Source organism: Clostridia bacterium (assembly GCA_017394805.1).
In the GTDB taxonomy this organism is placed as follows: Bacteria; Bacillota; Clostridia; order Christensenellales; family CAG-1252; genus RUG14300.
Map to the genome: position 1 here is coordinate 13,799 of JAFPXC010000005.1, position 17,751 is coordinate 31,549.

Genomic DNA, 17,751 nt, shown 5'->3' on the forward strand with positions numbered 1-17,751 from the left:
CATTTCCATTGTACCCCAATTACCGCCTTAATGCAATAGCCTATTGCAATTTAAGAAATTTGTAGTATAATAATAGTATGAGAAAGGTGCGCACGCGTGTTTTCATCTTGCTTATTTTGCTTCTGGCGGTGATTTCCGTCTCGTTTTTTGCGTGCGAAAAAGAGAAAGAACCCCTTATCAAGATCCAGTTGGACGGCGAGGTCTACAGAGGCGCCGAGATAGGGCTTTCGGCCGAGATATCCAAGTCCATCATCGCCGCCGGCGTGCAGTTCGAGATCGTCGAAGGCAAGGAGTTTTGCTATATCTACGACAAGAAACTCAAAGTGCTCAATTCGGCGGTAGTCGGCGCGGACATCGTCGTCAAGGTCACCGCGGGCATCTACAGCGAGTCCGTGCGTTGCACCATAGGCCGCACGCCCGTCGAAGGGGTTTCGTTCGCCCCCGTGTCGCCCATGCGGGCGGGAGAATCACTCACCTTGTCCGCCGTCGTTACGCCCGCCTATGCCGACGACAACGTAATAACCTATACGCTCACGCGCGGAGCGGAGTGCGCGCGCCTTGAGGGCGAAGTGCTCACCCTCTCGCCTTTGGCGGACAGGTCGTGCACGGTCGAGGTAGTGGCCGAAGCGGGCGGCGTGCGTTCCGCGCCGTTGGTCGTGCCCGTTTCCACCGTGCAAGCCACCGATTTGGCGCTTTCCGTTGAGCGGACCACCTTGCGCCGAGGGGATAGCGTCCGCATCGAGACCGCCGTCACGCCCGCCATGGCTACGGTCGATCTTCGCTTCGAGAAGGAGCGCAGCGATTTCGCCGATTTGTTCGTCACGCTAAGCGAGGACGTCGTCTACGTGTCCGAGGACGCGCCCGAGGGCGAGTTCTCCGTCAAGGTTACGGCGGGCACCGTCGCGCGCACCGTGTCGTTTACCGTGGTCAAGACGCCCGTCTCAAGCGTCGTTCTCAGCCGTCAGGAAGAGGGCTATCGCGTGTCGTACGGCGAGGTCGTCACTACGGCTTGTCGCGTATACCCCATAGACGCTACCTACCGATCCGTTACCTATACGGTCGTGGAGGGGGCGGAATACGTGGAGACGTTGCCCACTACGGGCAGTTACCGCGTTATCACGCGCGAGGTAGGCGTCGCCATCGTCATTCGCGCCACGGCGGACGGCCGGCACAGCGAGTTGCACCTCGTTACCGTCGCCGTAGAACCCACCCAAATCGTCCTGTCTACGGACGGCTCCACATCGGTTGAGGTGGGCGACGTGCGCCGCGTCTTTGCCGAGGTCTCTCCGCGCGATGCGGTCGGCACGGTCGTCTATACCATAGAAGAGGGCGCGGACTATTGCGCCATAGACGGGGATACTCTCACCTTCCTTTCGATGGGCGAGGGTAACGACGCCGTCGTTGTCAAAGGCTCGGTCGGCTCGGTCTTCGGACTGTTGGAGTTCCGCGTGGTGCCCGTTCCCGTCGCGGAAGTGGTGTTGTCCACCGCCGATCCCACTACGGGTTTACACGAGGGAGATACCGTCACGTTCGAGGCGACGGTCTCGCCACAGAACGCCTCATTTGGGGACGTAGTCTATTACGTCGTCGAGGGCAATGCGTTCGGCGTTATCGAAGGCAACGTATTCACGGTCACCAACGCCTCCGCCTACGGCGAGGTGGTCGTAGAAGCGCGGTCTGCGGACGGCGTCACGTCCAATCGCGTCACCTTGCAGGTGGACGCCTATTCCTACAGTCCCGCGTTCACCCGTTGGGCGGATTTGGACGCGGATCCGCACTTGTTCGACGGCCACTCGGTGGTCAGTCTGGACTTGCGCGGCTTGCCCTATGCGGCCGCGGACAGCGTGGTGGTCGTCAGCGACGACGTGGACGTTTTGACGTTAGTCGGCGCCTACGACGGCAATTTGGGCACCTGCTACACCAATCTCTATTTCTATTTTCTCACCACGGACGCCATCACCGTCTATCTCAACGGCTTCGGCGTGATCGTCGACAACGGCTTCACCGACACCGTGCTGGATTTCGGCGGTAACGCCACGGTCACGTTGGTCGCCGAGAACGCCAATTATATCGCGGCGGGCGACGCCTACGCCTTGTCCACCATCGGCTTTATGATAGCGGACGACGCGGGCGATATGCGCTTTGCGGACGGTATGGACGGCTTTGCGGGGCAGAACGGCGGCAACGCCGTATGCGCCTACGATCTCACGTTGTCCGGCGCGGGCAGTCTCACGCTCAAAGGGGGCGACGCTTCCTCGGGCACGGACGGCACCAACGGCCTCGACGCCACGGACGCCGCCACCTACGCGGGCAATGGCGGCTTGGGCGGCAACGGCGGCTTGGGCGGCTACGCGATATACGCCGAGTCCCTCACCTACGATTTTACCGGCAGTCTCGTTTTGATAGCCGGTTCGTCCGCCACGGGCGGCAAAGGCGGCCTTGCGGGTACGGGCGTCACCGATGCCTACAACGGCACCCGCGGCCGCGACGGCGCGGCGGGCGTCGCGCACGATCCCGTGCGCGCTTCCACGGTCACCGCCCAAAACGGTCGTCCCCTGCAATATATGGGCGCCGTCAAGGCCAACTTGACCGCCCGCACGTTCGAGAGCGTTTCGTCGGGCGCGGAACTTCTTGCCAACCACTTCAAGGTCAATATCTACTACGCGGCTTCGTGGCGCGCGGGGCATACGTCCGACTATTCCATGACGCAGTTGAGCGCCACTTCGGACGTGGGCGAACTCATGCGCCTTCTGCACGGCGTGGAGTACGCCTTGCAGGTCTTCGGGCACAACGTCATGATAGACCTTGCCGACGTGAACGCCAAGGTCACCTACTATTTGTGCAAGAGCATTCGCAAGGGCACCAACGTCATCTACGGTCTTACGGACGACGGCAACAACGTGTGGTATTCGGCTTTCTCCACGCGCAAACGCGACGTAAGTATGTACAGCACCTACTACAACATTATGGTGCACGAGAACTTCCACTTGCTGTATTTTTCCTCTTCGGCGACCACGCAAAACAATCTTCTTTCCACGTCGGCGTTGTCCACCTACAACGGTGGCGTGCCGTACTACTACAAAGGCAAGACGTACGTCGCCGCCAACAACAACACCCGCGGCGTGTACGACCGCACCAACGGCCTATCCGCCTACTTCCTCACGACGTACGGCAAGGCCAACAATCAAGAGGATATCAGCGAAACCCTTTCTATGATGTGCGTACAGGCCGCGCCGTGCGATTTCCTGCAATCCACGTCCAAGGTGTACGCCAAAGCCGTCTATATCAGCACGATATTCGCCGCGGAATACGCGGCGTTGGATACGTGGAAACCCCAAGCGTGGTTTAGATTTGCGAGGTAAAATGGAACAGATCAATTGGAGCAAAGTGGATCAAATGGCGCGCTTCGACATGGCGCAGCTTGTGTTCGACGCAGAGGAAGGCTTCGATCGGCAGGTCGACCGCATCGCGCGGCAGTTGTACGAAGTGCCCGAGTTGCGCGTGGCGATGATAGCGGGCCCGTCCTCTTCGGGCAAGACTACCTTCTGCAACTTGCTGGCGGACAGGATCGAGCACTACGGCGTGCGTGCGCACCGCATTTGCATGGACGACTATTTTATCGACCGTGACAAAGTGCCTTTTCTTCCCTCGGGATTGAGAGATTACGATTCGCTCGCGGCGTTGGACCTGAAGGCGTTGCACACGACCATCGCGGGCATTATGAAGGACGAGTGGGTGGAGCTTCCCCGCTACGATTTTCTCACGGGCAAGTCCATGCCGCGCGCTTCCCTTCTTCGCCTCTATCCCGAGGATATCGTCCTCATCGAGGGCATTCACGCGCTCAATCCCATACTCGTCGAGGGGCACGACCGTTCGCGGTTTTGCAAAATAGGCATCAAACCCCGTCGTTCGTACCTCATGCCCTCGGGGCGCGTGCTGTCGCCCGACGAATTGCGGCTTATCCGTCGCACCGTCCGCGATTACTACACGCGCGGGCACACGCTGGAAGCCACGATGAAACAATGGACGGAAGTATGCCGCGCCGAGGCGGAATACATAACGCCCTATATCAACAAGGCGGACTTCGACGTGGACAGCGGGTTTCATTACGAATTATTCGTGCACAAGCATTGTCTCGGGCGCATTATGGACGACTGCGAAATGGAGGCGTTCGCCAACGTCAAAGCGGTCATGGATGAAGTCAGAGACGTTCCGTTTATCAACATTCCCGAGACTTCGTTGCTCAACGAATTCGTCATTCTCAAATAATAAGGAGTCACTATGAAAGCAAAGATCGCCGTTATCGGTATGGGGCAGGGCGGCATGGTAGCCGCCGTCAAATTGGCGCAAAAGGGCGCGGACGTCACCGTCTACGAGCGCAAGGAGCGCGGCGCCGTCAGTTATCCTTGGCGCGACGACATCCGCTCGGATATTTTCGAGAAAGTGGGCTTGCCCCCCTTGCCCGAAGCCGCCTACGTACAAAAGCCGAATTGGGTGTTCGTTCCGCCCGATTGGAAGGGCGCTTTGGCGGTACCCGTGCTCAAACCTATGGAAGAGATTTCGGTTTTACGCCGTCGGCTCACGGATTATTTCGTGGACTTGGCCGAGAAGGCGGGCGCAACGTGCCGCTTCGGTCAAGCGGTGTCGGATCTATGGATAGAGGAGGGCAAAGTGGTTGGCGTCGTCGTGGACGGCACCCCCTTGCGGTACGATTTGGTCATAGACGCTACCGGGCTTTTCTCGCCATTGCGGGCGCAAGTGCCCGCCGAGTACGGCGTACAGGCCACCCCGCGCGACACCGACGTTTTGTACGGATATCGCGCGTTCTATCGCGTGCCCGAGGGTGCTGAGACGTTCGCCGACGGCGTGCGCTGTACCATGTCCGTGCGCCCCTTGGGCTGGGAGGGCATCTCCTGGTGCAACTACGGCCCCGACGGCGAGTGCGACGTGCTCATCGCCCGCATGGGCGGCTTGACGCAAGCGCAGATCGACCGGATGATCGACGAGCTTCGGGCGCGTCACGCCATCTTCGGCGAGGAGTTGCTGCACGGTCAGGTCGTACCTATCTGCTTGCGCAAGGGCATTGCCTGTCCCGTCGCCGACGGCTACGTCGTTTTGGGCGACAGCGCGTTTATGACCATTCCCGTGATGGGGAGCGGCATCGAGGCATCTATGCAGGGCGGTCAAATCTTCGCGGATTACGTGGCGTCGCAACAGACGCCCGATTTTACCGCCGAGGGAATGTGGGGTTTCTACGTCGAGTATATGCGTGTCTTGGGCAAAGGCTTCGCCTTTTTGGACGCCTTGCGCCGTTGCGCGTTGCGCTGGCCCACTTCGCTTTTCGATTGGGCGTTGTCGGGCAAGTTCCTGCAATACAAAGAGTTGGCCTACGTCATGCTGGCCAAAGGGTACGGCAAGCCTCCCCTTCCCTTGGGCGCGTTCCTTGCCACCGTGTGCAAGTTGATTTTCAAACCTTCCGTCAACGGCAAATTGCTCGCCGCGGTCGGGCACGGGCTCAAAGCGTCTTCCATCGCGGGCAAGATGCCCAAGCGGTACGACGCCAAGCGCGTCGCCAAGTGGCGCAGAAAATACGACGGGCATATCGAGACGTTGGACAGAGTGACCGCCAAGTACGACAAGAAACGATAAATTCTCGGTGCATTTACAAAAATCAAGTACGAAAAAACGATAAACTCCCGTTCACTCGGGCAAGAAAAAAGCGCGGCCTTGCGGCAGCGCACTTTTTTCGTTTTGCGTCAAATACGGAATCCGTCTTTGCGCATTTTCGCTATTTGCAGTTCCAGCCCTTGCAGGAATTCGGCGTTCGAGGCGGTCTTGCTCATCAGGTTGATGATGGCTTCGGCCGCTTCTTGGCTGTCACCCGACGCCAACAGTCTTCGCAGATTGTACTCGCCTTCCAGCTCTTTTTGCGTCAACAGCAATTCCTCTTTGCGCGTTCCGCTACGCGCCAAATCGATAGCGGGGAATATGCGCTTTTCGCTGAGTTTGCGGTCGAGATGCACTTCCATATTGCCCGTGCCCTTGAATTCCTCGTACACGATATCGTCCATACGGCTGCCCGTATCCACCAGCGCGGTGGCGATGACGGTCAGGCTGCCGCCGTTTTCGATATTACGCGCCGCGCCGAAGAATCGTTTGGGAAAATAGAGCGCCACGGGGTCCACGCCGCCCGACAGGGTTTTGCCCGAGGAGGGCACCACTACGTTGTTGGCGCGCGCCATACGCGTCAGGCTGTCCAGGAGTATGACCACGTCTTGTCCCTCTTCCACCAAGCGCTTGGCTCTCGCCAGCACCATTTCGGCCACTTTGATATGATTGTCGCATTCCTCGTCGAAGGTGGAGTAGTACACGTCGCCCTTGATGCTTCGTTGCATATCCGTCACTTCTTCGGGACGCTCGTCGATCAACAGCACCAGCAGTTTTACTTCGGGGTGATTGGTCGTCAAGGAGTTGGCGACCATTTTCAGCAGGGTGGTTTTACCGGCCTTGGGGGGCGAAACGATCATCGCGCGCTGTCCTTTGCCGATGGGGGCGATGAGGTCTATACAGCGCGTCGCCAATTCGTTGCGCTTGCCCGCGACTTCCAAGCGGAATCGCTGGTCGGGATAGACGGGCGTGAAGTTCTCAAAGGTGGGACGCGGGGTTTCGGGCGTCCAATTCTCGTGTCCGTTGACCGAAATGAGGTCGACGACGGCGGGGGGCTTGCCCTCGGTGGTCGTGCGGACGTAGGCGCGGATATTGTCGCCCATGCGCAGGTTGTACCGTTTGATACGCACGGCTGCCACGTAGGCGTCTTTGGGGGTGTTGCGGAAGCCCTCCACGCGGATAAATCCGTATCCGTCGGGCAGTATTTCCAACAAGCCTTCGCGTATTTCGCCGGGCCCCGCGCTTTGTTCGGCGAAGCCCTCTTTGCCGAGTGCGTCGCGCACGAAAGGTCTGGACGATCTGGTTTGACCTTCCTCTCTCGTCTGCTCGGTCGCGTTTTCGGGCGTAACGCCCTCTTTGGTATCGAATACCTCCCCCACGTATTGGGCTTTTTTGGCCAAAAGCGCTTCGCAAATGGCGGTGGAAGACATAAAGAAGTAGTCGGTTATGCCCGCACGTTTCGCCAATGCGCGCAACGAGGGCAAGGGCAGAGTGCGCAACGCCTCGTGTGTGATTTCATTCCAAAAAGTTTTATCCATAAAACCTCCGTATATGGTAAAATATCGTCGTAAAGAAAAATGCCAAATGCGGCAATGAGTTTAGGGTTTGCCTAAAATAAGTATACGCCCGTGGGGCGCGAATAACGATGCGATTAGCGACGGAAAACGATGACTTTTGTCGAGTAGTCGCCGTCGAATTGCGTGCGATCCAAATCGAGGCTATCCCCCTCCAGATAGGTGATATCCTCTTCGTCGAACAAATCGAGGAAAGCGTCCACTTCGTCTATGTCGATGTTGCAGTCCTCGGTCTTATAATGCATGGGAATGACGATGTCGGGCATGATTTTGTCCACGTAGTCCTTGGCCGTTTCGGCGTCTATGGTGTAGTTGCCGCCCACGGGGATAAGCAGCACGTTCACCGAACCGATGGCGTCGCAGATACGCGCGGTGCAGGGTTGGCCGATATCGCCCAAGTGGCATACGTCCACGCCGTCCAAGCGGAAGTTGAACACGTTATTCTCGCCCCGCTTCTTGCCTTTCTCTTCGTCGTGATAGGTCAAAAACGCCGCGATATGCACGCCGTTGATTTCGTACGAGCCGACGCTGTCCAGCACTTTGGGATTGCCGCCGACCGCTTTGACGTTGGCGTGGTCGTAGTGTTTGTGCGACACGGACACGGCGTCAGCCGATATGGGAGGCATACAAAAACCCACTTCCTTTCCGTACGGATCGGTAACGATAACGGTGCCGGTACTCTCGGTAAGCACAAAGCAGGAATGGCCGAGCCATCTTATGTTCATATAGCCTCCAATATCGAATTTGTCGAAAACTCTTTTTATATTTTAACCGATTTGATTTCGTTTGTCAATAAGTTCCGTGATTTTATCGTGCGGATCCAACAAGCCGCTCACGGACATATCCTGGTTGCAACTGCTGATGATGTACGCTGTGAACTTGCTCATATCGGCCACGATAAACCAAGGTTCGGCCAACGCCTCGGGATTGTTGTAGGTGAGGTTGGTGGTGACGACCGCGTCGAATAACCCCTCCGCATACGCTCTGCTGAACTTCTCCACGCCCTCGGTGAACAACGCGAACGTCGCGCACAGGAAGATGCGGTTGGCGCCTTGCTGTTTGAGGTGTTGGGCCAGGCTGAGGAGAGACTCGCCCGTCGCGATGATATCGTCGGCGATAAAGACGTCCATACCCATCACCGAACTGCCGATATACTCGTGCGCAATGATGGGGTTACGGCCGTTGACCACGGTGGAGTAGTCGCGCCGCTTGTAGAACATACCGAGGTCTACGCCCAGGATGGACGCGTAGTACATATTGCGTCCCAACGCGCCTTCGTCGGGCGATACCACCATAAAGTGGTTCTTGTCCATCTCGAGATCGCGATATTTGCCGAGCAGGGCTTTCATCACCTGATAGGGGGGCATAAAGTTATCGAAGCCGACCAACGGCGTGGCGTTTTGCACTCTGGGATCGTGCGCGTCGAAGGTGATGATTTCCTTGACGCCCAGATTCTCCAATTCCTGCAGCATCATGGCGCAGTCCAACGACTCTCTCGCGGTGCGGCGATGCTGTCTGCCACCGTAGAGGATGGGCATTACCACCGAGATACGCGCGGCCTTGCCGCCGATGGCGCCGATGACTCTCTTGAGGTCGGCGTAGTGATCGTCGGGCGACATGGGCACCATTTGACCGAACATATTATATTTGATGCTGTAGTTGCCTACGTCGCATACGATATAGATATCCATACCGCGCACGGATTCCTTGATGAGCGCTTTGCCGTCGCCCGAGGTGAACCGCGGAAACACGCAATCCAGGATGAAGGTGGATTTGCGGAAAGGCTTGTTTTGCTTCTCCGCTTCGGCGTTGTACCATTGCACCAGATACCCGTCTACCATTTTGGCAAAATCTTTTGCCCCGTCCAAAGTGATGATGCCGAGGTTGGGCCGTTGCTTGTCGAAGTCGAACGTCGTGTCCAAAAACGCTGTCATGTTATCCTCCTATGTACGCATATTTTGATATGTATATATCATATCATAGCGTACATCGAATGGCAAACGTTTTTTGCAGATTGCCTCTATTTTGTTTGTTCCGCGCCCGTTTCCATGTGTTTCCATTCGCATTCGCGCATCGCACCGTGCGCCGCAAATCGCCGTTTTTCTCGTGCAATCCCGCATTTTTCGATTTTCTTCTCCGCGTTCGACGCGCCCGAACGCTCCCTCGTCCGTTTTGTCGCGCCCGCCGTGCTTTGGTTGTTGACAAATATGGTTTTGTATAGTACAATATAGTGGGAGTATGGTGCGTATGCGCACGCACCGCGTATGTATATGACACGCAGATTGATTACGTTTATCTTCATCGTTCTTCTATGCGCGACGGCGTTGGCACTATCGTCGTGCGGTTTCGTCGAGGCCGAAGACGTCAATCTGCATTTCGTCATAGACGGCACTCCCTTCCGCGATATGACGCGCACCGCGTTCCTCTCCACCGGCTTGGACGTCGGTGAGAAAATGGGCTACGTTTTCGACGGCTGGTACATCGATTCTTCCTATACGCAGTACGTCAACCCCGGCAAGGTCACCGCGGATACCACCCTCTACGGCCGCTGGGTCAAGGAGCAGATCAAGACCAACACCTTCACGATTACTTTCGTGATGGACGACGGCACGTTCGTCGGCACGCGGCAGGCGGCTTCGGTGGGGGATATCGTCTATCCCGCCGCACCCCCCAAGGACGGCTACGTGTTCGGCGAGTGGACGGGCAAACCCGCCGTGCTTACCGAGAACGTCACCATCACGGGCGTCTATCGTCGCGTGTACGTCGTCACGTTCCGGGGCGAAGACGACGAGGAGTTGTCCGTGGAGCGGGTGCCCGACGGTTCGTTTGCCACGCCCCCCATTCCGCCAAAAAAAGAGGGTGATGAGGAATACAGTTACGAGTTCGCGGGGTGGGTCTCCGACGAGGGGGACTACAACGACGTGCGGCAGGATATGGTCGTGCACGCCACCTACGACGCCATTACCAATCGCTATACCTACACCCTGCATTTGCAGAACGGGCAGGTCGACTACGTGCGCACCGTAGAGTACGGCACGCAGATCACCTTGCCTTCTCCCACCAAAGATTCCACCGAGGACAAGACCTATACCTTCCTCGGTTGGGACGTGGACGAGGACGGCGTCAAGGACGACGTCAAAAACAAATTCCGCCTGTACGCCGACTTCGAGGCGTGGGCGCTCTACGAGGAAGCGGCGCGCTACTATACCGTCACGTTCGACGTGGACGGCGCAACGACCGAGGCCCAAACGACCTATCGCGCGGCGGCCGCCTATCCCGAGGAGACCGCGCCCACCCGTGCCGCCACCGCCGAATTTACCTTCGCTTTTGTGGGGTGGGATACGGACGAGGACGGCATAGCGGACGAGGGACTTGCCTCCGTCGAGGGCGATCTCGTCGCGGTGGCCGTATTCGGCGCCACCGTCAACCGCTACACCTATCGCTTCGCGTTGCCCGACGGTACCGCATACGGCGAGGAGACCACCGCGCCTTACGGCACGCCTATCGAGTTGCCCGAGGTCTCTCCCGAGAAAGAGGCCACCGATTCCTACGCGTACACCTTTTCCCATTGGAGCGGGTACGAAGAAGGTATGACGCTCGCTGCGGACGTTACCTTCGTGGCCGTGTTCAATATGCACGTCCGCCTCTACATCGTTTCGTTCAAATACAAGGGGCAGACGCTTGCCTCGTACAAGTTGTCCTACGGCACGGTCATCGATTACGACGAGGCGATCAAGCCCTATCCCTATCCGCTCTATCCCGACGAGGACGACAAGGCCTACGCCTACAGTTGGAATAATTGGACGCCCGATTACGTGGTCACCAAGGACATCACCTTCACTTTGGACAAGAACAGCAGCTACGACTACGTGGTCACCTGGCAGGTGGAAGAAGGGCGTTCGTTCGACACCTATTATTGCGCGGGCGACGTGCTGGCTTTGCCCAAGCAACCCACGCGCGACGGGTACGAGTTCGTCTGTTGGCAGGACTACGACGCGTCCTTGCGCGTGCAATCCGATATGACCGTCGTCGCCGTATGGCGCGAGGTGCAGGCATAGGGGGCTTTATGAAAATGTGTAAGTTGCGTAGAGTGTTCAAGAGTCCTTTGGGTTTCACGTTGGTGGAACTCGCGCTGGTCATCGCCCTTATGAGCATTTTGGCCGCCGCCGTCACGCCCGCCATACGCAGCGGCATCAAGAAGACGACCGACGAGCAACTCATCGCGTACTTCGACGACGTGCGCAAGCAGGTGGGGTATATCCGCACCAAATACAACGACGCCACCAAAGTGGGCGAAACCCCGCGTGTCGCCGGGTATTCGCTGGCGACGGCGCGCGGTATGCAGGAGCTTTTGCGCTCGTCCAACAATCATACCGACGTCTTCGATATCGAGGTGACGACCATCAGCGACGCGCCCGATCCCAATATGTACAATTATATAGATACCATCGTCGTTTGCGTGCAGTTCTACGCCAAGGGCTCTTCCACACCCATGGTCAACGCACAGGGCAATCCGTGCTCACCCGAGCAAGCCGTGGGCGGCGTTTCGCCGTATAGTTGCAAAGTCGTGCGTATCTGGTATATCAAAAAAGACAAAAAGGACAAAGAATTCAGAGCCGGAGGTGCCGTAACGTGAAAAAAGTCTGCGTGGTTTTATGTGTTATTACGTGTTTCGTCGTACTGTCGTTCTCTTTGACGGGTTGCGCCAAGATTGTCGAGTGGATGGATTCCATCGCCGGCAAAGACAAGACCAACGAGCAGAACGTCACGCCCGAAGTGCAGACGTTGGCCACGCCCACCATGCGGTTGGACAACGGCGTCGTCGTGTGGAACGCCGTTTCGGGTGCCGACCAATATCGTATCAAATGTATCGACAAGACCACGCACGAGGTCTTGGACGAGCGGGTTATATTGCCCAATTCTTTCGATCCTTCCGTGCTTTCCCTCTCTGCCGGCGCCTACCTTTTCCTCGTTCGCGCCGAGACCACGGGGGATAAATATATCAACAGTCCCTTCGTCGCGGATGCGGACGGCGTCACCTACACGGTGGAGGCCGAGGTCAGTCTGGACGAAGTGACGGTGGACGCGTTGCGCGTGGACGACGGCAGGATTTTGTGCGTTTGGTCGGACGTGGAGGGCGCCGAGGTCGTGCACTTGCGCGTGGGCGACGCCACGGTCGACAGCCGCGCCAATTTCGCGCTTTTGACGGTGGACGCCACGGCCGATCAAACGGTCGTGCTCACGGTCACCGGCAGAGCGGGCTACAACTACGCCGCCAAAGAGAAAGTCGTTTCGTACGTAGCGGCTTCGGCCAAGACGGCGGAGAGCGCCGCTTACGACAAAAAGGACGCGTCGTTCACCTACGACGAATATTCCCCCCGCGAGGTGGAATGGGACGGCGAAGTGCTGTCGCAGACCTTCTCGGGGCTGTTGACCTTGTCGGCGGATATGCTCCGCGAGCAGACGGTCGGCTTGCACTATATGCGCGTGGTGGGTACGTTGAGCGTGCATCACGTTTTAGTCACCGTCACGGACACCAGGCCCATGTCGTTCGTGGGCGGGTCGGGCCTTCCCATCGAGGAGATGGATTACGAGTTGTCCAAAGCCTCGTTGGTCGTCGGTTTGGTCGTCAACGCCAACACTCTCGTCGGCGTCAGTTACGACGGCGCGGCGCTTTCGGCCGACCAATATACGTTCTCTTCGTCGCAGTTGGTCATTCCGCGAGATTACGTCTACGGCGTAGGCGAGGGCGACCACGTCTTGCGCGTTACCTATACCGATTGTCAGGGGGACGAGCACGCCATATCCCTTACGGTGCACGTTTCCTTGCCCGCCGCCATTTTGTACGACGTAGCTTCGGGGCAGGACCTCAAATTGACGGGCGTACCCGCGGGCGCTACCGCCGTCATCGGCGGGGGCATTTCCACCGCCGACTACACCTTCGACGCTTCGTCCGTCACCCTCAAAGCGTCCTATCTCGCCACCTTGCACGCGGACAAATACGCCTATTGCGTGCAAGCGCCCCAATCGGCGGATTTCTCGTTGCAGATTTACAATTCGCAGTCCGCGCCCTACGACGTGGTCTTGTCCTACGACGAGGACGTCACCGTGGCCTACGGCAAGTTCCGTTGCGATTGCGGCGGCACTCAGCACTACTATCAGTTGGACGGCGCGGCCCGTCGCTTGACGGCGGACGACGCGGTCAACTTGGGCGAGTTGGTCAAGAGTGACGCGCACACCTTCACGGTCTATTGTCCCACCAACGACCGCACCACGTCCTACACCATACACCCCACGGACAAGGCCTATCCCTACCTCGAGGCCCGCTACGAGTTCGAGGGGCGCAAGCCCGACCTCTACGTAGGCTCCATCGCCGAGTTTATCGACGTGGCCAAGTTCTTGTCCTACGGCGGCAATATCGACTACACCAAAGGGGAGTACGGCACTTCCGAGATAAAGGTGTTCGTGGACGACAACGTTGTCAAGACCACCGACACCAACGCCGTGCTCAATATGCTTTTGGCCGAGTCCAACGCGGGCTACAGTTCTCCGTACAGTTGTTCCATTCTCCTGTCCGGCACGTTTGATTCTTCCTCGCATACCTGCGAGTTGACCGTCACGGTCAAATTCAATCAACAGATTGCCAAGTCGCACGTCAACGGCATCGAAGCGGCCGAATACGGCGATACGCGCACCCTGCTTACCGCCAACGCCACTTCGCGCACGACCTATATCGAGGGGCTTACCACCACCGCCAAGGTGGCCAACGTGCAGGCTTTGGCCGACCTTCCCTTGGGCGTCAAACCCGTCTTCGGCGGCGTGGATACGGCCACTACGCTGGCCAAGGCCGCCTACGACGCGGCTTTGGACGTGTGCAAGACCTACGTTCGCGACAGCATGACCGACGTGCAGAAGTTGCAGGTGTTCTACGATTATCTGGCCCGCTACGTCACCTACGATTATTATTCGTTGGTCTGGTACGAAATCACCAACAATCTCGGCATTTTGGAGCACAATCAATACGCGGTATGGCACAACGCCGCCGTTGCCACCAATCAATGGAACGCGTTCTCGGACGAGGAGCGCAAGGACGTCAACGGTAGCACCAACTACCGTGCCGCCTCCGCTTTGGTGCGTCGTCGCGCGGCGGAGCCCGGCGCCAAGGCGTTTTGGACGAACTGGCTTGCCACCTTCGAGCAGTTCGAGGCCGATACGATGGTGCAGATCAAAGATTACGCCCGCAATCAAGTGACGTCGCGCGGCTATACGGGCACTTCGCTCGATACGGATATCGAGGGCGTATGCGCCCAGACGACCTACGCCGACATGGTGGCGGCCTTGGACGCTTTGACGTCCAGCGCCTTCGACGCCTACGGCGCGTTGGTGGGCAAGGTCGCCGTTTGCGACGGCATTTCGGACGCTTTCCGCATCTTGTGTTTGGTGGAAGGCATCGAGTGCGTCAAGGTGTCGGGCGTGGGCATCAATTCGTCGGGCAGTAGCGAAGCGCACGCCTGGAACAAGGTCGAGGTGGGCGGCGTATGGTACTGCGTGGACGCCACTTGGAGCAAGGCGGCCGATTGCGTCACGCACCGTTACTTCATGGTGTCGGACGACGTGCTCCAAGCCAATCACAGCGAAAAGGACGGCGATCGTGTATGCGTTGATACGCTTGCCACCGCCGAGGCCTACGACTATTATCGCAATACCCAAGTGGCGGGCCGTTCTCTCTATGCGGCCGACACGTCCGAGTTTACCGACGCCTTCAAGGCGATGTATCGCGCGGGCGAGCGGACTATCGAGATGTACATCGCGTCCCAACCCACCGAACAGCAGTTCAAGGACGCCATCAACGACGCCCGCTTGGCGCTCATGCTCAGCGGCACGTTCTCCTATACCTACACCTACGCCAACGGCTTTGCGTTGGTGCAATTCTGATGAAAAAATCCTCTGCGCCCATCGAAATCGAACGCGGCGAGGCCCGCGTCGGGTGGCATTACTGCACGGGGCAGGTGGAGAGCCTTGAGTTGGTGCCATCCGCCCGTCCTTTCACGTGGATACGCGGGGTTTTCGGTATGCCCTACGGTATGTGCTATCTCGACAAGCGCGAGGGGATAGCGGACGGCGTTCGCCACGTCTACGAGTATATGACCGACCTTCGCCTTACGGTCACGCGCACCCTCACGGACGAGGGCTATACCGAGCGTTACGTTTGGCAAAACGTGGGCAAAAAGGCTATTTCCATCGCCGAGGGCGAAGTGGGCGTCTACGTCACCTTTGCCGAGCAATACGATATACGTAGGGTGGCTATTCACTACCGCGCCTTTACGCATTGTCTGTTGGCGGGCGACGTGTTCTATATGGCCAACGCCCGTTTCAACGGCGCGTCGGACGGCTACGGCCTCGTTATGCACGAGGGCAGGGTGGCCGCCGTCAAAGAGGAGCGTTTGCGTCCTACCGAAAGAGGGGATCTCATCGCGTTTATGCCCGCAGGGACGCTTGCGCCCGAGGAGACCGTTGCTTGGGAGTGGACGGTGTTCGCCTACGAGAATATCGAGGCGTTCTGGCGCTTCGTGCGGCGATTTGCGCCCAAGATAGAGATTACGCCCCTGTTGCCCGAGGCGGGGCAGACCGTCACCGTCAAAGTCGACGACGAGGTCGTTCCCACCGTCGTAGTGGACGGGGAGACGGTGCCCAATCCCTTCGTCGCCAAGGCAGGCGCGTTCTCGTTGGTCCCCGTCGCCGAGCGTCCCGATACCGTGCTTTCTCTTTCGGGCGTTTCGCACGAGGAAAGATGGGCTTCGTCCTATCGCGGCTGGTGCCGCGCCCGTTCGGCCAATCCGCGCAGACCTATCGCGGATAGCGTGGCGTATGCCCGCCGTTTCGCCTTGTCCGCCGATCGCGAGGACTACCAAAAGGCGGTGGACAGTCTTTCCGCCTACTATCGCAAATTCGGCGCGTACAAGATGCCGCAGGCCTTTATGCCCGGCGTGCTCATCAAGAGCAACGACGGCCTTACGGCGCAATTTGCCCGCCACGTCACCACCGTTTTACGGACAAACAACCGTCCGTATACGGCGGACGTAGCCTTCGCCGAGTACGATATGCTGCGGGTGGCGGACTACGTTTTCGAGGGCAAATATCGGCAGGAAAAGGATTCCGCCTATTTGCGCGCTCTTCCCCTTATCAAGACGCCGTTCGGCGATTTATATTCCTACACTTCGGACGAGAGATAGACTTTTATGGAAAGTATCAAAGAGATTTTCAAGATAGGCAACGGCCCTTCTTCCTCCCACACGATGGGGCCCAAACGGGCGACGGAAGATTTTCTTTCGCGCTATCCCTACGCGACCTACGTCAAGGTGACCTTGTTCGGCTCTTTGGCGCAGACGGGCGAGGGGCACCTCACCGATTATATCGTAGACAAGACCTTGGGCGACAGACCGCACGAGGTACTGTTCGACGCGGACGCGCCGTGCGACCACCCCAACACGATGCGTTTCGAGGCGCAGGTTTTGGGCGAAACGGTCACCGAGACCTACGTGTCCATAGGCGGCGGCAGTATCGTCCGCGTGGGTGACGCGCCCAATCCCGCCACCGAGATCTATCACCACAACAGCCTACGCGAGATCGAGGCGTATTGCGATATGCACGGGTTGGATTTCTGCGGGTACGTGATGCACTTCGAGGGCGAGTCCGTGCGCGATTTTTTGCAGACGGTCGCCGACGTGATGAACGAGGCGGTCGAGCGAGGGCTACGGACGCAGGGCAAGTTGCCCGGACGGTTGCAAATCGACCGCAAAGCGCCGCGTATGTACCGCGCCGCCAAGGATATACACGCGAGGTTGTACGCGTACGCCTACGCCGTGTCCGAAGAAAACGCGTGCGGCGGTCGCATCGTATGCGCGCCCACCTGCGGCTCTTCGGGCGTATTGCCCGCCGTCGTTCGCTATTCGGTCGAGCAGTTGGGCTTGACGCGGGATGCGGTCGTGGACGGCTTGGCCGTTGCGGGCCTGTTCGGCAATCTGGTCAAACGCAACGCGTCCATTTCGGGGGCCGAGGCGGGCTGTCAGGCCGAGGTGGGCACGGCGTGCGCCATGGCCGCCGCCTACTACGCCTACGTGCGCGGTATGAGCAATCGGCATATCGAGCAAGCCGCCGAGATTGCCTTGGAGCACCACTTGGGGCTTACCTGCGATCCCATTTGCGGCTACGTGCAGATTCCCTGCATCGAGCGCAACGCCGTCGCCGCCAAGCGTGCGGTGGACGCCTACGATTTGGCTTCCCTTCTCATGCCCGACGACGAAAAGATCACCTTCGATATGGTATGCCAAACCATGCTCGAGACGGGCAAGGACCTCACTTCGCTCTACCGCGAGACGGCCAAAGGCGGCCTCGCCAAACTGTACGCCGACGATTGATTTCCCGTATACCAAAACGCCTTGCCCGACGTTCGGACAAGGCGTTTTTGTTTCTCACGATGCGCGTTTCGCGCCTAACCTATGTCGAGTGC

11 protein-coding genes are annotated in these 17,751 nt (G+C 58.4%); 8 read left to right on the forward strand and 3 right to left on the reverse strand.

Annotated features, from left to right (window positions below; all coding sequences use genetic code 11):
- Positions 1–77 precede the first annotated feature (77 nt).
- From II896_01100 to II896_01110, 3 genes are read left to right on the forward strand one after another with little or no spacing between them, the layout of a single operon-like run.
- Complete coding sequence (locus II896_01100; GenBank protein MBQ4443242.1) at positions 78–3,362, forward strand: hypothetical protein; 3,285 nt, start codon at positions 78–80, stop codon at positions 3,360–3,362.
- A gap of 1 nt (position 3,363) precedes the next feature.
- Entirely contained in the window at positions 3,364–4,269 is a 906-nt protein-coding gene (locus II896_01105; GenBank protein MBQ4443243.1) for a hypothetical protein, read from the forward strand.
- A gap of 12 nt (positions 4,270–4,281) precedes the next feature.
- Entirely contained in the window at positions 4,282–5,649 is a 1,368-nt protein-coding gene (locus tag II896_01110; GenBank protein ID MBQ4443244.1) for an NAD(P)/FAD-dependent oxidoreductase, read from the forward strand.
- Between the two features lie 107 nt (positions 5,650–5,756).
- On the opposite strand, the gene rho is transcribed toward II896_01110, so the two are convergent.
- The 3 genes from rho to II896_01125 form a co-directional block, all read right to left on the reverse strand.
- A complete protein-coding gene (gene rho / locus II896_01115; GenBank protein MBQ4443245.1) occupies positions 5,757–7,205 on the reverse strand; it encodes a transcription termination factor Rho in 1,449 nt (482 codons plus the stop codon).
- 113 nt (positions 7,206–7,318) lie between these two features.
- Positions 7,319–7,966: an MBL fold metallo-hydrolase gene (locus II896_01120; protein ID MBQ4443246.1), complete on the reverse strand. Its 648-nt coding sequence runs from the start codon at positions 7,964–7,966 to the stop codon at positions 7,319–7,321.
- A 42-nt stretch (positions 7,967–8,008) separates the two neighbouring features.
- Complete coding sequence (locus II896_01125) at positions 8,009–9,175, reverse strand: ribose-phosphate pyrophosphokinase (protein MBQ4443247.1); 1,167 nt, start codon at positions 9,173–9,175, stop codon at positions 8,009–8,011.
- A gap of 336 nt (positions 9,176–9,511) precedes the next feature.
- On the opposite strand from II896_01125, the gene II896_01130 reads away from it, so the two are divergent.
- Genes II896_01130 through II896_01150 form a run of 5 tightly spaced genes read left to right on the forward strand, consistent with a single transcriptional unit; the run spans position 9,512 to position 17,659 of the window.
- Positions 9,512–11,299, forward strand: a complete 1,788-nt coding sequence (locus II896_01130; protein MBQ4443248.1) for an InlB B-repeat-containing protein — start codon at positions 9,512–9,514, stop codon at positions 11,297–11,299.
- Positions 11,300–11,307: 8 nt separating this feature from the next.
- Positions 11,308–11,877: a prepilin-type N-terminal cleavage/methylation domain-containing protein gene (locus tag II896_01135; protein ID MBQ4443249.1), complete on the forward strand. Its 570-nt coding sequence runs from the start codon at positions 11,308–11,310 to the stop codon at positions 11,875–11,877.
- A complete protein-coding gene (locus tag II896_01140) occupies positions 11,874–15,176 on the forward strand; it encodes a hypothetical protein (protein ID MBQ4443250.1) in 3,303 nt (1,100 codons plus the stop codon). Before II896_01135 ends, II896_01140 begins: the two co-directional genes overlap by 4 nt.
- Positions 15,176–16,474, forward strand: coding sequence for a hypothetical protein (locus tag II896_01145; protein MBQ4443251.1), 1,299 nt, complete (start codon positions 15,176–15,178; stop codon positions 16,472–16,474). Before II896_01140 ends, II896_01145 begins: the two co-directional genes overlap by 1 nt.
- Before the next feature lie 6 nt (positions 16,475–16,480).
- Positions 16,481–17,659, forward strand: coding sequence for an L-serine ammonia-lyase, iron-sulfur-dependent, subunit alpha (locus tag II896_01150; protein MBQ4443252.1), 1,179 nt, complete (start codon positions 16,481–16,483; stop codon positions 17,657–17,659).
- Positions 17,660–17,751: the final 92 nt, after the last annotated feature.